We start from the raw sequence: 18,547 nt of genomic DNA, 5'->3' as shown, positions 1-18,547 counted from the left end.
TATCTATTTTATTATATTTTCACAAAAAAAGCGATTGTTTCCTTCACAATCGCCTCTTTCATTATTGAACCCATTCGCCATTATAGTTGACAGAATAGCCTTCTACAGTCGTATTCACTGCTAAAGCACCTGAACTATAAGCGTAGTACCATTTGCCATTAACCCGGAACCAGCCTGTCTTCATATCGCCATTACTTGCGTTTAGATAATACCAAGTCGAACCTTCCTGATACCAGCCAGTCGCCATAGCTCCTGATGAACGAAGATAATACCACTTGTTCCCAAGGTATTGCCAGCCCGTTTGCATATCGCCATTTGGTTCATCTAAATAATACCAAGATAAGCCTTCCTGATACCAGCCAGTTGCCATAGCTCCTGATGAACGGAGATAGTACCACTTGTTACCAAGATATTGCCAACCCGTTTGCATTGTAGCAGTTGTTGGATCTAGATAGTACCAAGTTGAATCATCGTTTATCCAGCCACGTGCGAGCTCCCCAACAGTCAATCTGTTGATGCGAGAATCAAAGCCACCATCCTTCTGTAAATAATACCAGTGCCCCTCATCATGAACCCAACCGGTTTTTAAGGTGTGATAACTTCTTTGGTCTTCAAAATAGTAGACTCGTTTCTCTACTGGACTATCATATTGTTCCCCATGATGTTTGTTGGTGTTTGTAGCAGTTTTTGCTTCTAACACTTGCTTGCCAACAAATTCTTGTAGTACCCCATCTTGACCAAAGTAAAACCAATCTGGTCTAAAAGCAATCTCTTGTCTTGGAGAAGGACCAATCGTAACCCCTTTGTGTGGAGCAGGTATATATTGCCAGCCGACAACCATCTCTCCAGATAAAGGATCAAAATAATAGTATTTTCCATCAATCACTCGCCAGTAGGTTTCTTTGAGGTTCCCCTTCTTGTAGTAGGTTCTACCATTTTCTTGGACAAATTGCCAGCCTTCCGAATCAGCATCATCCGCAAAGACGGTGCTTGTAGCTAGCAAAGCAAAGAAAAAGACTGCGAGTCCAACTTGCATCATTATTTTAAATTTCTTCATTAGATCTTTCCTCCATAACTGATTGTAGCAAAGACTTTATTGTATGTCAATATATAGAAACTTCTCAAAAAAAGCAGTTACACAACTGCAACTGCTTTTCTATTCTTGCATGGTGTAACCAACACCACGCACGGTTTTAATGTAGCTTTTTTGACCTTTTACATCAAGCTTGCTACGTAGATAACGGATATAAACATCCACGATATTGGTTTCTGTCGCACTTTCGTACTTCCAAACACTTTCCAACAACTGCTCACGAGTCAAGACCTTCTTGCTTCCCATGAGAGTGGCCAAAAGGTCATACTCACGGCGCGTCAGAGCAATCATCTCCTCGCCACGATAAACGGTATGATGTTCTACATCCATACGCAAATTGCGGTAAGACGTTGGGACCTTCATCTGACTACAATGTTGGTCGATAAAGTCCCGACCTCGGAAAATCGCTGAAATACGAGCCACCAGCTGATCAATAATCACTGGCTTATAGATGTAAGAAACGGCGAAGCGCTGGATTGTCTCAATCTGGTCTTGCAATTCTTCGCGATGGTCCAAGACCATGATCACTGAGGCAGGTTTTGTCCGACTCAGCCTCTCTGCAAAATCCTGGGCCGTCATATCCCCCAGACGAGCATTCAGTAAAATCAAGTCATAATCTGTCTGGAGAGCCATGGAGAGGGCTTTTTGCCCCTCCTCGACCAGATCAACACGGTATTGCTCTTTTTGGAGTTCCAGACTGAGAAAATGAGCGAGATTTCGTTCTTTCTCAAGTAATAAAATCCGTTTCCCCATGGCAGACCTACTTATTTTTCGTCATACCAAGAGTAGTGGAAGGTTCCTTCTTTGTCTTTACGTTGGTAAGTGTGGGCACCAAAGTAGTCACGTTGCGCTTGGATCAAGTTAGCAGGAAGGTCTGCTGAACGATAGCTATCAAAGTAAGTAATAGCTGCTGAGAAAGTTGGCACTGGTACACCAGCTTGAACAGCAAGAGCTACGATATCACGAACTGCTTGTTGGTACTTAGCAGTAACATCCAAGAAGTACTCATCCAAGAGAAGGTTTGCAAGATCAGCATCACGGTTGTAAGCATCTGTAATCTTTTGCAAGAAACGAGAACGGATGATACAGCCATCACGCCAGATAGACGCGATGTCCGCAAATGGCAAGTTCCAGTTATTTTCTTTAGAAGCAACACGCAATTGGGCAAAACCTTGTGCGTATGAGATAATTTTTGAGAAGTAAAGGGCTTGACGGATCTTTTCGATCAACTCAGCCTTGTCTCCTTCAAACTTGAAGACAGCTGGTTTTGGAAGCACCTTGCTAGCATGTACACGCTCTTCTTTGTATGTAGAGATGTAGCGAGCAAATACTGACTCAGTGATCAGTGACAATGGCACACCAAGGTCAAGTGCTGATTGGCTAGTCCATTTACCAGTTCCCTTGTTTCCTGCAGCATCCAAGATGTAGTCTACGATTGGGCCATCTTGACCTTCATCGTCTTTGCGTCCAAGAATATCAGCTGTGATTTCGATCAAGTAGCTGTCCAATTCACCCTTGTTCCACTCAGTAAAGATTTCAGCCATGTCTTCTGCAGAAAGGCCAAGCAAGTGTTGCATGAGGTCATAGCTTTCTGCGATCAATTGCATGTCACCATACTCGATACCGTTGTGGACCATTTTCACATAGTGACCAGCTCCATCAGGACCGATGTAAGTCACACATGGTTTGCCATCTTCTGGTGCTTTAGCTGAGATTTCTTCAAGAACATCTGCAACCAATTCGTAGGCTTCTTTTTGTCCACCAGGCATGATAGAAGGACCTTCAAGGGCACCTTTTTCACCTCCAGAAACTCCAGTACCGATAAAGTTGATACCTGAGTTTGCTAGTTCTTCATTACGACGGATAGTATCTTTGTAGAAAGTGTTTCCTCCGTCGATCAAGATATCACCCTTGTCGAGGTGGGGAAGAAGAGCTTGGATAGTTGCGTCTGTACCAGGTCCAGCTTGAACCATGAGCATGATACGACGAGGTTTTTCGATTGAGTTTACAAAGCTTTCCACGTCATAGCTTGGCACAAAGTTCTTTTCAGGATGGCAAGCAATTACATCTTCTGTTTTTTCTTTACTACGGTTGTAAATGGCAACTGTATAACCACGAGATTCGATATTTAGGGCAAGGTTACGACCCATTACGGCCATACCAACGACACCAAAGTTAGCTTTTGTCATGTGACACTCCTCTTGTTTAATATGTTTTATTTTATCATTTTTACCTATGAAAGGAAAGAATTTTGTAACGGTTGCTTAGTAGTCCAAGTCATCAGCGTGACCAGAACCATTCCCTACAAAGTAACCTGTCTTACAGTTGAGGGTGAAGAGATAGGTTCCATCTGGTTTATAGAGGTTGTAATAACCATTTCCGTTTACGATATTGACACGTTCTAGGATATATTGATTTCCAGTGATATAGCCACGAGCACGTGATGTTGCTAGAACTTGTTCCAATACACCATCCGCAAACGTCCAAGCAGGGTTGTTGCTATCGTCTACAGCTGATTGGTTGTAAGGTACACGACTAGCACTTCTTTGAAGATTAACCCCATCGCCAGACAAACCACCATTCGTATCTCTAGCTGGTGCCGTAGTGCTAGTTGAAGGGGTCGTACTGCTTGCATTGCTTTCTGTAGCTGAACTTGAGCTTGCTTGACTCGTGCTAGAGCTTGAACTTGAGCTGGAAGCACTGGTTTGTTGGCTCTTACCAAGACTAATGGCCTTATCCAAGAGTTTGTCTAGTTCTGTGTTGCCTGTCTTAATTTCTGTAAATTTAGCGTCTGCTTTGGCTTTCGCATTGGTATCCAAGACACCGTCAGTGATTGCTGGGCTTTCAAAGAGGGCATTAACATCTTGAATGGCCTTGATTTGAGTTGCTAGGCTATCATATCTTGACTTAGCTAGTGTATAATCACGGCTACCTTCTAACTTATCTAGCAAGGTTTTCAGTTGGCTCAATTTATCAAACTGGCTGTTTTTCAGAGCAGTCTTATTAGCATCTGTATAGAAAGTATCATAGAAATCATTGAAGTCTTTCAAAGCTGTTTGTGTCCCTTGATCATCCGAAGAGGCTGCTTGAGAAGACTGGATTTCTTGGTTTGAACGAGATACTTGGCGGTAGACATAATATGTTCCAGCAAGCACAAGGATTGCAGCTACTACCGAAGCAATGATGATGACAGCTTTCTTCTTAGAGCCTGTTTCAGGTTCTGTTTGAGCCGAACGTGATAGAGGTGTATAAATCTCCTCTTCTTGTTCCTCATTTATTTCCTTGGGCTCTGTTTCTGTTAAAACGAGAGGCTCTATTTCAGCATTTTCTTCATCTTGAAGTGGTGGAACAAACTGAGTAGTCTCTTCATTTCCTATCTCTTCAATAGATTCCTCAGCAACCAGGTCTGAATCGTCTACCTGATCAGAAGTCTCACTAGATTCTCGCACTTCTTGGATCATTTCCTCTAGGTTTTGAGTAGAAGCCAGTTCTTCTTTTTTAAACTGACGAGTTTCAAACTTGTCAGCTTCGATTTCCTCACGGTGCTGTTTGATGTATTTGTCTAAGATATTGTCCTCAGGCAATACTCCTGCCTCGACCTCTTCATTCTTACGAATCACTTGACCAACAGTCAAATCTTTTGCTTCATCAAAGTCGAGTTGTGGTTCTTGATATCCTTTTTTATGACGATCACGTCTTTTCTTACTCATGAGTTCACCTTTCTATTTTACCTCTTGGCGTTTGACACGCTGACCAAAGTATTGATACAAATCCACTTTTAAGGTCCCATTATAGAGTTTTCGTTTTTTATCAGCTGGACTTCCGTACTTGCTTTCAAAAGCTTCGTCACTCGTCAGGATAAACTTACTCCACGTTTTCAGTGGTGCAAAGACTTGTCCCATCTCAGCATAGAGCTTGGTAACTCCTGCATCATCAGACAAACGTTCCCCATATGGTGGATTGGAAATGATAACGCCATTAATCTTGTCAGTGCGCAAGTCCTGTACCCGCATTTGCTTAAAGGTGATATCACCTGCGACACCTGCTGCTTGAGCATTTGCCTTGGCAATTTCCACCATGCGAGCATCTATATCACAGCCCATAATGTCCAGCTCAAGTTCACGATCAATTTTCTTAGCCGCCTCTGTGCGAACTTCTTGGATTAACCGATCGCTGACCCAGTTCCATTCCTCAAAAGCAAAGGAACGGCGAAGTCCTGGAGCCATCTTTCTAGCAATCATAGCCGCCTCGATACAGAACGTTCCTGAACCACAGGTCGGATCAATCAAGGGCTTGTCTGGATACCAGTTAGATAGTTGTAAAATGGCCGCCGCCATATTTTCCTTGATGGGTGCTCCACCCTTTTCCGTACGATAACCACGTTTAAAAAGGCTAGAACCTGTCGTGTCAATCATGACAGTTGCCACATCTTTCAGGATAGATACCTCGATCTTAAACTCGGGACCCGTTTCCATCAAGGGAACTCCTTCTGGGCGGGCATAGTGTTTTTGTAATTTCTTCACAACAGCCTTCTTGGAAATAGCCTGAACACTAGGCTCGTTATGAAGTTTAGACTTCACACATTTTGCCTTTGATATCGGGAAACGTGCTCCTAGCGGGAGATAGTTTTCCCAATCTAGAGCAAAAACACCTTGAAAAAGCTCTTCAAAGGTCTTAGCTGGAAAACTTCCGACCACAATCTTGATGCGATCCGCTGCACGAAGCCAAAGATTGGTCTCAATGATTGCCTTCACATCACCGTGGAAACGAACACGGCCGTTTTCAACCTGGCAATCATAACCCAGATCTCGTACCTCTCGTCCAACGACAGCCTCGAGACCCGCTGCAGCAGTTGCGATTAAATTAAATTGTTCTTTCATTTTACAGTCTTGCAAGACCTTTCTTTTGTTCACTTTAAAAAATGAGGTTGAGAAAGATTTCTCAGCCCCAACCTATATGCAATTTTCTATAAGCCATGTTTTGTTCCAGAAGTGACTAGGACCACTTCCTTCGATAATCATCTGTCTACCACTAACAGCATAAATCTGCTAGTAGTCAGAGTACTACGTTCGTTTCCGTGCACTCCATGCCCCGACCAAAATTTGGGTTGCTAGCTTGAGGGGTTTACCGCGTTCCACTCTCTCCGTTTCCAGAAAGACTCCGTCACTGTGGCACTTTCAAGCCTATTCTGACCTATCCGAAGACTTAGCCATTTCGACTGCCGTAACGATCTCTCGTCCCTAGGCTTATGGTTTCGCCTAGCACAAACACTACAGGCATCACAGCCTGTGCTAGCATGGACTTTCCTCATGAAAAGAGAACCTCTTCACGCGATTATCCAAAAATTGCACTCATTCCTTAGTCAATTATAAATCTTGGTTGTCTAAGATTTGCTTACCAAATACTTCTTTTTCGAGACGATTTAAGCGTTTCAAAATATCAAAGTTTGTCATTGAAGTAGAAGCTGTTACCTCAATAGAGTCTGGTTGAGTTGGCGCTACCTGTGGTTTATGAGATAATTCTTCTTTCAAATCAGCAATCTCTTGACGAAGGGATTTGACCAAAGCTGCGTAGGTTTCATAGTCCTTAATCACATCGTCTAGGAATTCATCAACCTCTGCTTTGCTGTATCCACGTACTTCACGTCCAAATTCTTGTTCAAAAATATCTTTCGCTGAAAATATAATACTTGCCATGTCTCTCTCCATTCTGGGTTACTAGTATTATTATATAAAAAAAGACAAGTAAAAATCAAGGTCAAAGGCTTACTTTTCAGAAAAATTTTCTACTATTTCATTCAAGTCCTCAAATGTTAATCTTCTTGTAACATAGTCCGCTTGATTTTTCATCATTTGGTAAAAATATCGTAACTTGGTTTCGTTTTCTTCGTCGTAAAAAAGGTAACAAGTATCTGTATTTTCCAGCAGAAATTTTTGATAATCGCGTAGTTGTCCCTTGTGCTCATATTGTGGATAGGCGTATTTGACAAAATCAACCTGCTTGAACTCACTCAATTTCGCTTGATTTGCTTCATTCCAATTACTGCCATGGGTTTCAAAATCAAAAATGGTCGCCAACTGAAATCCATAGTCTGCTTTCATGTCTTTCGCCACCTGAAGCGCCCAGTACTCAAAGCCCAAGGTCCCTGTAAAGACAAGCCAGTTCACCCCATCCTCTGCTAGACGTTCCAGGTCTCTCCGAATGGCTGTTTTGATAATATCAACGCGAATATCCTTGTCATTAAAGAGACCAAGGTCAAAGGCTGAATAGCCTAAAATCAAGGCTGATGTCATTTTTAACCCTTTCTTTGTAAATTTATGATATAATAGAGTGATGTTATTGTACCAATAAGGAGAATTATGGTCAACTATCCACATAAAATTTCATCTCAAAAGAGGCAAGCACCCCTGTCACAAACTAAAAATTTCGCAAATCGGGGAATGTCTTTTGAAAAGATGATCAATGCTACGAACGACTACTATTTGTCGCATGGGTTAGCTGTTATTCACAAGAAACCGACTCCCATCCAAATCGTACGTGTCGACTATCCCCAACGAAGTCGAGCCAAGATCGTTGAAGCCTACTTCAGACAAGCCTCAACTACTGACTATTCAGGGGTTTATGATGGATACTACATCGACTTTGAAGCAAAGGAAACCAGGCAAAAACATGCGATACCGATGAAGAATTTTCATCTCCATCAGATCCAGCATATGGAACAAGTCCTTGCCCAGCAAGGAATCTGCTTTGTACTCCTTCACTTTTCTTCTCAGCAAGAAACCTACTTATTGCCGGCTATTGACCTCATCCGTTTCTATCATCAAGATAAGGGACAGAAGTCAATGCCACTTGGATATATTCGAGAAAATGGATATAGGATTGAGCCTGGTGCTTTTCCTCAAATTCCCTACCTCGACATTATCAAAGAACATTTACTAGGTGGTAAAACAAGATGAACAAACAAACTTTTCTGCGAATAGCTAAGTATGTCAGTATCAGTCTCTTAACTGTATTTATCGCAGCTGTAATGCTTGGTGGTGGTCTCTTCCTCTACTATGTTAGCAAGGCTCCCGAACTTTCTGAAAGTAAACTAGTCGCTACAACGTCAAGTAAGATCTATGATAGCAATGACGAGCTTATCGCTGATCTTGGATCAGAACGTCGGGTCAATGCCCAAGCAAACGAAATACCGACCGATTTGGTCAACGCTATTGTTTCGATTGAGGACCATCGCTTCTTTAATCACCGAGGAATCGACACGATCCGTATCCTAGGTGCTACCCTCCGAAACCTTCGTGGTGGTGGAGGTCTGCAAGGAGCTTCCACCTTGACACAGCAGTTGATTAAATTAACTTACTTCTCTACGTCAACTTCTGATCAGACTCTTTCTCGTAAGGCCCAGGAAGCTTGGTTAGCTGTTCAGCTAGAACAAAAAGCGACTAAACAAGAGATCTTGACCTACTACATCAACAAGGTTTACATGTCAAACGGTAACTACGGAATGCAGACAGCTGCCCAAAGTTACTATGGCAAGGATCTCAAAGATTTAAGTATTCCTCAACTGGCTCTCCTTGCTGGTATGCCTCAGGCTCCAAACCAGTATGATCCATACTCGCATCCAGAAGCCGCTCAAGAACGTCGTAATCTCGTCCTCTCTGAGATGAAGGGGCAAGGTTACATTTCAGCTGAGCAATATGAAAAAGCGATTAATACTCCGATTACAGATGGACTTCAAAGTCTAAAATCGGCTAATAGTTATCCTCCATACATGGACAACTATCTCAAAGAGGTAATCGATCAAGTCGAACAAGAAACAGGCTACAACCTCTTAACAACTGGTATGGACGTCTACACCAACGTTGATCCTAAAGTTCAACAACATCTCTGGGATATCTACAATACCGACGAGTATGTCAACTATCCTGATGATGAAATGCAAGTAGCTTCAACGATTGTGGATGTAACAAATGGGAAAGTTATTGCTCAGTTAGGTTCTCGTCACCAATCAAGCAATGTTTCCTTCGGAATCAACCAAGCTGTTGAAACCAACCGTGACTGGGGTTCTACCATGAAGCCGATCACAGACTATGCTCCTGCCTTGGAGTATGACATCTACGACTCAACTGCTTCGATTGTACATGATGTTCCATACAACTATCCTGGAACAGATACCCCTGTTTACAACTGGGATAGAAGTTATTTTGGAAACATCACCATCCAATATGCGCTCCAACAATCACGGAACGTTACGGCCGTAGAAACCTTGAACAAAGTCGGTTTGGATAGAGCCAAGACCTTCCTAAATGGAATCGGTATTGACTATCCGGATATGCACTATGCCAACGCGATTTCAAGTAACACGACTGAGTCAAACAAAAAGTACGGAGCAAGTAGTGAGAAAATGGCTGCTGCTTACGCTGCTTTTGCTAACGGTGGTATCTACCATAAACCAATGTATATCAACAAAATCGTCTTTAGTGATGGTAGCTCAAAAGAATACGCTGATCCTGGTACTCGTGCCATGAAAGAGACGACCGCCTATATGATGACAGAAATGATGAAGACTGTCTTGGCATACGGAACGGGTCGTGGTGCTTATCTCCCTTGGCTACCTCAAGCTGGTAAGACTGGTACATCAAACTATACAGATGATGAAATTGAAAACTACATCAAAAATACTGGTTATGTAGCTCCAGACGAAATGTTTGTTGGTTATACTCGCAAATATTCAATGGCGGTATGGACAGGTTACTCAAACCGCCTTACTCCTATCGTTGGTGATGGCTTCTATGTTGCAGCTAAGGTTTACCGTTCAATGATGACTTATCTGTCTGAGGATAACAACCCTGGCGACTGGACTATGCCAGAAGGTCTCTATCGAAGTGGTGAGTTCGTCTTTAAAAACGGTGCTCGTTCTGCATGGACTGCTCCTGCTCCGCAACAGGCCCCAACACCAGAAAGTTCGAGCTCGACATCAGAAAGTTCAACTTCACAGTCAAGCTCAACTACTCCAAGCACGAATAATAGTGCAAACAATAATACCAATAACCAGCAACCAAATACAACGCCTGGTCAACAAAACCAGAACCAAAATCAGAATCCTCAACCAGCACAACCATAACATTTATCACCCAGATTTTTCTGGGTGATTTTTTCATAGCACTATTGCATTTATATGCTTAACAAAAGCCTGAGAAGATGTCTTCTCAGGCTTTTTCTGTACTTTAAACCTCATTGGGAAAGATAGGAAACGGATTTCGTAATCTTGTTAAGAGGTTTTACTAAATACTAGTCTTTCTTTGTTTTTGCTACAAAGAGAGCAGATAGGGCTAGGCTAACTCCTGCTAGGAAGAGGGCTGTGTCAGATTGACTCTCACCTGTTGCTGGCAAGCTTTGTTCAGCTGTTTCTCGCTTCGTCACTTCTTGTTTTAGTTCCGGTGCCGGTGCCTTATCTTCATCTGAAGCAAGTGAGCTAAGTTTAAACTCAGGTTTCTCTACTGTTGGAGCAGCTTGATCACCTACTGTTGCTAGCGGGCCTGTGTATTCTGGCAATTCATGCACTAGAGCCATCACTGCATTGACACCACCCTTGAACTCAGGTTTCTCTACTGTTGGAGCAGCTTGGTCACCTACTGTCGCTACTGGGCCTGTGTACTCTGGAAGCTCATGTACCAAGGCTTCAACTGCATTGACACCACCTGTGAATTCAGGAACCTCAAGAACGGGTGCTGGCTCTTCACCCTTACTTGATTGAACCGATTCTTCTGTTAATTCTTGATGGAAGCTTGCCAATTCATAAAACTCAGCCTTGCCGCCCTCCCAGACTAATTTGACGTCTAGAAGAGAGCCGCCATTTCGGATAGCAAAAGTTTGGAGACTAGATGTAATGGCACCGAGGTCTGTCCAGCTGTCTTGACCATCCTTGAGTGTTCTAGCAAGAATACGTGCTTTCGCTCCTTCAGGAAGACTGGAAACGAGACGAAGGTGGTTAGCTTTGGTTGATTCAGACAAGTGATAAACCAACTCGCCCTTATCTTTTTCAGACTTGTAGCTGGTCAAGACTTTGCCGTCTACAAGATTATTATAAAGGTTGCCCTGGCTTTCTCCACTACTTCCTTCTACTGTTGGATCATTGATTGGTTTGACAAATTCACCATCGTTGATGACCAATTCTGTAAAGCCTACAAAACGGGCGTCATAGTCTGCTGTATAGAGGACACGGAGATAGTTAGCCTTAACTGGTGTCGTCAATTCACCCTCGATATAGCGATTTCCTGGCATCTTAGAATCATGTGTCCAACCATCTGTCAATGAATCATCGTGTTGGCTATTGGCCACACCATCTCCTACTGTCACGACATCTGTCCAAGTTTTACCGTCTTGGCTGACTTGGATCTTCCCATCACGAAGGTAGTTTTGAGTTCCGTCTTGGATGTAGGCTCTGATCTTCTTGATGGTACGTTCGCTACCAAGTTTCAAGGTTACGTGACCATCTTTATGGGCGTAGTCTGAAAACTCAACGAAGTTGTTATAAACACCGTCAAATAGTTGATCTAGGTTGTTCAGCTTACGAACATCATTGCTTCCGTATGTTGGATGAATGCCCATTGTTGTAGATTCTAGTTTGGTTGGTTGCACTTCTTTAGTCGTCACAAGGAGAGAAGTGGCTGTCACAGCTTGTTCCTGATCTGTTTTATTGACCAGACGCACATAACGTACTAAGTGGCTTGCTGCAGATCTATCAGTCAACTGGCTAGCTGGCATCCATTCTTGCGCATTTGCAGAGTACTCAAGACTAAGAGCTGGGTTGGCCTGACCTTTGAGCTGGATGCTCTTGATTTGATGGATACGGTCAAGCTTCATACCTAGATAGCTATGAGCAGGGAGTTTGGTTCCAGCTGGAATTTGAAGTTCATAATGTCCCAAGCTATCCACTACCGGCGTTTCCTTCAAGGCATCAACGTTGGTGTCCGTTAACTCACTGTTTCCAGAGCGTGTCTCAACAGAGAAGTCTTGGATACGCCACCAGAGGTCGAGGGCCTTGGTATTGCGTACTCGGATGTAGCGAGCATTGATTGCTCTAGTCACTTCCTTGGTTTGCTCACCTGATAGGCGATCCAACTCTTGCCATGCAGTTCCATCTGTAGAGTACTCAAGTACACCTGCGGCAAGCTTATCACCCGTTCCTTGGCGAAGTCGTACTTTAGTGACTGACTTGACTTCACCGAGGTCAAGTTGTGCCCAGGCATCTACTGGTGTCGTATTGCTACCGTCAGCATTTGCCATCATGGCTTCTGTATTGTCCTTGCCATCAGTGATTTGACGGGCTGAGGTATTTAGTTTGTAAACTAGATTTGAGCTTAGACTAACTGTCGTTGCTTGTTGGCTACGAGCTTTTTCAACTGGACGGTTGACTGCAATTTCCTGAACTGCAAACCAAGTGTTCTCGCGGTCTGCTGTCGCAATCATGCGAACTGCCTTGGCCTTGATGTTGAGATTCTCAAACTTAAGCAGGGATTCATTTCCGACATAGCTTGGCTCTTTCAAGGTTACCCAGTTGTCATTTTCATCTAGATACTGCACTTCTGCCTTACTAAAAGTATCACGCGGATTTGCCTGCGTTCCCATAGCAAAGGTCAAGGTTTGAATCGCTACTGGCTTGTTGAACTTCATACCAATATAATCACCTGTCTTGATGCTATTTGGTGATTTAATAATCGCATGAGTTGCCAAGTCGCCATCCGTCACTTCTGCCAAACCACCCTCTACACCTGTTCGATTGGTGATAAAGGTGCTGATGATTTGATCTGGGTGCAAGACTTTTTGAACTTCAGACGCTAGAACTTCTTTCAAGGATAGGATAAATGGACGAATATGTTGAACACCCAATTCAGCTTTTTCCATATGGTCTACATAATGGAAGGTGTGAGTTTGAGACTGTTCGTACAATTTCAAACCTTTATAGTAGCTATCCCAAAGTTTGGCTGCATCGTTTGTAGCTATGGCTTCAGTTCCTGTAAGGAAGGCATCGAGAGCATTCATTTGGTCGATTGCATTATCTAACCAATAGTGGATTTGGGCAACCATTTTTTTATCGCCTGATGCTTTATAGAGTTCGGCTGCTTCTTTAATCTTGGCAAATTCTGCACGCAAGGCTGCACGTTCAGCAGTCACATCCTGACCTGCTTTGAGCTTGGTCATGAAGTCTGTTAATTTTGGAGCCAAGTCTACAGATTCTTCTAGTTTGACGACACGATTATCCATGTTTTGGTTGATCATGTGCTTACCAAGTTCACGGAAGGCTGCCGATACCTTGCTATCTTCAAAATGACTATTTTCTACAAAGTTGAAGGCAATATCATTGATTTTCTTAGCTTCTTCTTCCGATTTCCACTGTTTCCATGAGTATTGAGCTCCTGCAAAGAGGGCTATTTTAGATGGTTCAGACTGTTGCATTGGGTTCAACATGATACCAGATAGCAAGCTTGGATCCACATTTGGATGAAGGAATTTCTCACCACCACCTAGAATCAAGTGTTGTTTCGAGTTATCTGTTACAGGCCAGTTAATCCAAAGTGAAACTGGGCGATAGGTCTTGCCACCTGCGGATAGATTGTTCTTGAGAGTTGAAAGGAAGCTTTCAGAGACTTCACCCCAAATCTTACCACCCGTCAAGGTCATGGATGTTGAACTTGGGAGATTTTCATTGAGGGATTTCAACTCGTCCTCACGTCCATTACCCCAATACTGGCCAGGAACAAAGATCATTTCTTTGCGAAGACCGCTGTAAGTTTCCTGCATTTCAGTCAACCACTTGGTCATATCTTGCATCAAGCGGTTGTAGCTATTGTAGCCTCCGACTGGGCTTGGAGCATCATCTGCAAGGATACCAAATTCACGGACACCCACTTTCATCAACTGGGTAAATTTAGCCTTGATGGTTGCCAAATCTTCTTGGTAATGCGCTTCATTTCCAAAGCGGATGCGGTTGTTCATGAATGGATGGATAGTCCAGACATAGCGGGTTTTACTTTGATTTCCGACACGAGCAAGTTCACGGATTTCAGCTAGTTTTTCTTCTGGATAGAGTTCACGCCATTTCTTGTTGTGATATGGATCATCTTTTGGTGCAAAGAAGTATTGGTTCAATTTCAAATCGCCACCATAACGCATGAGCTCTGCACGATCGGCATTCGACCATGGATTTCCATAGTAACCTTCGATGAAACCACGGTTCTTGAGCTCTGCGTAATCTTCTACTGTCACATTGCGAAGGACTGGCACTTGGCTTTCCTTGAGCATGTGTTTCAAGGTTGTCAAACCATAGAAAACTGCATCAGTGTCTTTTCCGACGATGGAAATCGAATTATCCTTGATGCTCAAGACATAGGCGTCAATCTTGTCAAAGAGACCTGCTGAAACCTTGGACAAGTTTTGCTCTGCTTGTGAACCTTGTCCATGCACTCCAAGATAGATATTGGTTGCGCCAGCGATTGCTGCCTTACCAGTTGTATAAGATACTTGATTGTCCTGCAAAACACTCTTCAAGCGATTGCGAGTATAGATATCGAGCTGATCGCCCATGACCAGATTGACTTGCTTGCGAAGAGCTGTGACACCTTCTCCATAAGTCACTTTTTGTGGAGTTGGGAAGACCTTGTACTCTTTCTTGAGATAGTCTGCGCTCTTGCTAGCAGCTGCAATGCTGTCTTCGCTAGCTGGTTTACTTGCAGTGAATTGATCTGCCAATTCAACTGTTCCATCACCGGTTTGGTCTACTTTTGGTTTTTCTGGTGTAGTTGGTTTTTCTGGTTGACTTGGTGCAGGCGTTTCTTGCTCTTCTTTGACAGGTTTCAATAGATGAACTTCAGCTGCACTTGCAAAACCACCAACGCCTTCCAATACTTTCAATTCAATCTTGTTGGTATGCACCGCCGCAAAGTTGACTGTTTTTTCTTGGGCGTTGTTGTCCCAGCTTCCTTCTGAAACCTTGACCATTTGGCCATCTTTTTGTGCGTAGATTTCGTAGCGCGTCACAACACCATTTCCACCACCTGGACGTGGGAGATAGGTCAAGCCATTGATTTTTTCTGCTTCTTTCAAGGTCATAGTAAGGGTGTATGGCGCAGTGTCACCGGTCCACTTAGTATGCCAGAAGGTATTTGGATCATTGTCAAAGGCCTTTTCAACAGCGCCTTCAGTCGCGTTTCCTGGAAGTTGCTGACTGCTTGCGGTTGCAGTAATCTTATCATTTGAAATCAAGCGAGGATTTACAAATGCTTTATCCGACAACTCTGCGCTATGCAAGATTCCTTTGAATCCACCGATGCTTTCAAGCGGTAGTACCAAGCTATTGTGGGCAAAGCGAGGGTGGGCTGGATTTGCGATACGCTCAATCTTTTCACCATCCACATAGACTTCGGTTGACTGTGGTTTAGTCACGATGGAGATTTGATAACGTTTGTTCTTTTCAAGTTTTTTATTGAATTGGATATGGAACTGTTCAAACTGGTAAGCAAGGTAGCCGTCTTTATCAGCTAGATAGATACGGTTGTCCCCACTTGTTGAGAAGGTTTGTTCCCCGTCTCCAGTGACAGTTACATCAAACTTCAAGACGCGACTTGGACCAACATCACCAGCCAAGCCTTCGATACTGCTGTCTTTCTCAAAAGCCAATCCCTGTTCGCTTGCCTTCACTTTCTTACTTGCATAGTTCTTGACTGTTTCAGAATTGATGGTAAACAAGTCGCTTTGATCAATCTCTTTATCAGGATTTGACTGTGGCGCATAAGGGCTCGTTGGTAGGGTGCGTTCTGCAAAGGTCGCAGCTGCACGGTCAGATCCCCAAGTGCGCTCCGCAGTAGTTTGCATGCTCTTGAAGAAGCGTTTGAAGATGTCATAAGAGGTCAAACCGGTCTCATGAAGGTCGATATTGTCATTCCAAACTGCGTGACCACCACCAAGGATACTTGGATGAGAAGCTGGTAGAAGTGGACCGCCACCTGTTCTAAAATCATTTGGTGTCCAGCTATTGTACTGACGTTCGTAGTTAGCATAGTCCCCGTAGGCTGCTTGACTATTGCTTCCACTTGGCACACTATAGGTCGGTACATCCGTGATATTGATAATCTTAGCTCCCTGAGCAATGGCTTCATTTGGTCGTTGCCATCCGATACTCCAGATATCAACCTCTACTCCGTTCCAATCAACCGCTGTTTTACCTCGTTTCGCACTGAGCGAGCCCCAGATACGAGGGGTATAACCTTTAGACTTGATATATTGGGTCAAATCATTGACATAGCGACGGTAACTTTCTCTGCTGCCATAGTATTCATCCGTTCCGATATGAACAGTGGATACCCCATGAAGTGGTGCATCTGGTCCATCTAGAAGTTTGTCATAGACGGATTTGACAAATTTAAGAGTTTCTTCGTATTTATTGTCTAGATCGAGCATAGCTACGCGCTCAACATTGTGCTTGCCTGCATAATCACTCAGACTACCTTGATACATGAGGTCTGGGCGAACTTTGACAAAGGACAAGGCGTGACCTGGTGTGTCAATTTCTGGTACTAGGTTGATATGCAAGGCCTTGGCCAATTTAATCAGATTTTGCATTTCTTCCTTGGTATAATGCTCATCTGATGTTAGTTTTTGCCCATTTTTACCGACAATGTCTGTCTCCACACGGAAACCAGTCTTAGCGTGTTCAAGTACATACTTGAGTTGTTCTTCTGGACTTAAATTCTTACCTGCCAAGTGTTCCTTAAGGAAGATGTAGTTATCATTAAGGTGCAACTGCAAGTCGTTCATCTTGTAGTAAGCCATGTTAAGCATGATGTCTACAAGAGTGTCATATGGGATAAATTTACGACCTGTATCCAACATAAAGCCACGGTGGCTGAAACTTGGGAAATCACGAATTTCGCCATTTTGTAGGTCTGTTTCTCCCATTTGAAGAAGAGTACGAGTGGCGTAGAAGGCACCTGTGTTTGTAGCAGCTTCTATGGTAATCACATCATTTTGGATAGTAATGCCATACCCTTCTTTACCATAACCTTTGTTTTCAACCTTTTTAAATTCGATTCGTTTTTGAGCTTGCTTGTTACCTGTTGCTAGTTCCAATCCACGGCTAGCAAGGTCTGACTGATAAAAGGTTGCTGCCTGATCAAAGCCAGAATCTCCTGTCGCAAGGACTGTATCTGAAGTGATAGAAGATTGGCCTTCTTTCCCATACCATTGTTGAACAGCTGGTGCTACTTTTGGTTTCACACCCACACCTTCGTCCTGATGTAGCCCCTTGATGACTACTTCAAACTCTTTTGTAAAGGTATGACTGTCTCTGATTTGTTGGACCATGACCTTAACGCGTTGATCTGTCAGAGGTTTATGGATACGATTTTGAAGGTCAATCACACCTTGCTTGTTGCTTCCGATAAGGCTAACTTTCCCTGGTAAAGTTGGCAAGACAAGAGACTGTCCGTCTTCTGCTACTGTTAGTTCGGTTACTTGGCGGATATCCGTTACCTTACTGTGGTCCGGAACGTTAGAATAAGCTCGAATTTCTTGGATACCAACGTTTCTCCAACCCATTGTGCCCGCTTGATAGTCGTTAATTTCTAACTTAAGATATTTAGCTTGAATACTTTCAGCTAGGTCAACTTTCTCATCTAAAACAGGTTCTCCAGTCTTGGTATGAGCGGGTTTCCATTGTTTTTCTCCATTAGCGCCCACGTCTTCTTGACCTGCATAGTAGAGACTCCAAGATTTGATATTAGGGTCATTTTGCCCATTACGAAGACGACGATCCCAGTCAATTTCTACATGTTTGATCAAGGTAGTCTTTGGCAGAGTTAGTTCAAAAGTTGGTTTTGGTACATCTTTGTCTGTAGCCCAACGAGTATTGTCATCTCCATCGATAGCTTTATCCGCAGTAAAGTTGGTACCAGTCTCATGGTTGCTCGCCTGAGCAGTAGCACCTTCGAGATGGTTGACATCTTCTCTATCTTCAATTTGCTTTTCAGCTGGTTTTGCTGCTGGCGTAGCAGTTTCAGCTGGTTTATTGTCTGCCTTTGGTGTTTCAACCGGTTTCGGCGTTTCTGCTGGCTTGGGACTTGTAGGACTTGTCTCTGGTTTTGCCTCTTCACTTGATGTAGGATTGCTTCCTTCGTCAGTCGCTGGAGTTTCTTCATGACTTGCTTCTGTTGCAGCTTCTACATCCGCCTTTTTAAGCGCATCGGCTAAATCATCGGGTAACTTATCCAGTGCTTCAACATGGGTGATGCTTCCCTCTGTTTCTGAAGGAGCTGCTGTTTCTGCTGCCTGAACCATATTGGCGCCAAAGATACTAGCACCAATCATCACGGAGGCTGCACCGATTGCAAATTTTCTTATACTATAGTGACAGCGTTTCTCAAAAAAATGTCTATCCATCTTTCTCCTATTCCTTTCTTC

Annotated in this window: 10 protein-coding genes and 1 other RNA gene; 2 read left to right on the top strand and 9 right to left on the bottom strand. The window is 43.4% G+C overall.

Annotated elements, in window-relative coordinates; translation table 11 throughout:
• Positions 1–61 precede the first annotated feature (61 nt).
• The 8 genes from cbpF to Q4443_RS05730 all read right to left on the bottom strand — a co-directional run bounded on the left by cbpF (position 62) and on the right by Q4443_RS05730 (position 7,386).
• On the bottom strand, positions 62–1,057 hold the full coding sequence (gene cbpF / locus Q4443_RS05765; protein WP_303408122.1) for a choline-binding protein CbpF: 996 nt from the start codon (positions 1,055–1,057) through the stop codon (positions 62–64).
• A gap of 99 nt (positions 1,058–1,156) precedes the next feature.
• A complete protein-coding gene (locus Q4443_RS05760) occupies positions 1,157–1,846 on the bottom strand; it encodes a response regulator transcription factor (RefSeq protein WP_000518005.1) in 690 nt (229 codons plus the stop codon).
• 11 nt (positions 1,847–1,857) lie between these two features.
• Entirely contained in the window at positions 1,858–3,282 is a 1,425-nt protein-coding gene (gene gndA / locus Q4443_RS05755) for an NADP-dependent phosphogluconate dehydrogenase (protein WP_049489790.1), read from the bottom strand.
• Between the two features lie 75 nt (positions 3,283–3,357).
• Complete coding sequence (locus Q4443_RS05750; RefSeq protein ID WP_049519424.1) at positions 3,358–4,803, bottom strand: cell division site-positioning protein MapZ family protein; 1,446 nt, start codon at positions 4,801–4,803, stop codon at positions 3,358–3,360.
• Between the two features lie 12 nt (positions 4,804–4,815).
• The gene (locus Q4443_RS05745; RefSeq protein WP_049519426.1) at positions 4,816–5,973 is read right to left on the bottom strand and encodes a class I SAM-dependent RNA methyltransferase; all 1,158 of its coding nucleotides are present in this window, start codon (positions 5,971–5,973) and stop codon (positions 4,816–4,818) included.
• Positions 5,974–6,057: 84 nt separating this feature from the next.
• Positions 6,058–6,439: RNase P RNA component class B (gene rnpB / locus Q4443_RS05740), an RNA gene on the bottom strand.
• Between the two features lie 20 nt (positions 6,440–6,459).
• On the bottom strand, positions 6,460–6,789 hold the full coding sequence (gpsB, locus tag Q4443_RS05735; RefSeq protein WP_000146523.1) for a cell division regulator GpsB: 330 nt from the start codon (positions 6,787–6,789) through the stop codon (positions 6,460–6,462).
• A 69-nt stretch (positions 6,790–6,858) separates the two neighbouring features.
• The gene (locus Q4443_RS05730; RefSeq protein ID WP_000199579.1) at positions 6,859–7,386 is read right to left on the bottom strand and encodes a DUF1273 domain-containing protein; all 528 of its coding nucleotides are present in this window, start codon (positions 7,384–7,386) and stop codon (positions 6,859–6,861) included.
• Positions 7,387–7,452: 66 nt separating this feature from the next.
• On the opposite strand from Q4443_RS05730, the gene recU reads away from it, so the two are divergent.
• Complete coding sequence (gene recU, locus Q4443_RS05725; RefSeq protein WP_000248756.1) at positions 7,453–8,049, top strand: Holliday junction resolvase RecU; 597 nt, start codon at positions 7,453–7,455, stop codon at positions 8,047–8,049.
• The gene (gene pbp1a / locus Q4443_RS05720; protein WP_001041840.1) at positions 8,046–10,214 is read left to right on the top strand and encodes a penicillin-binding protein PBP1A; all 2,169 of its coding nucleotides are present in this window, start codon (positions 8,046–8,048) and stop codon (positions 10,212–10,214) included. Before recU ends, pbp1a begins: the two co-directional genes overlap by 4 nt.
• A gap of 167 nt (positions 10,215–10,381) precedes the next feature.
• Here pbp1a and Q4443_RS05715 read toward each other — a convergent pair whose 3' ends face one another.
• Complete coding sequence (locus Q4443_RS05715; protein WP_049519429.1) at positions 10,382–18,526, bottom strand: SIALI-17 repeat-containing surface protein; 8,145 nt, start codon at positions 18,524–18,526, stop codon at positions 10,382–10,384.
• Positions 18,527–18,547: the final 21 nt, after the last annotated feature.

The sequence above is a fragment of the Streptococcus sp. GP0011 genome (genome assembly GCF_030546305.1).
In the GTDB taxonomy this organism is placed as follows: domain Bacteria; phylum Bacillota; class Bacilli; order Lactobacillales; family Streptococcaceae; genus Streptococcus.
The sequence above is the reverse complement of the archived record's forward strand: the minus strand, read 5'-3'. Positions and strand labels throughout refer to the sequence as shown.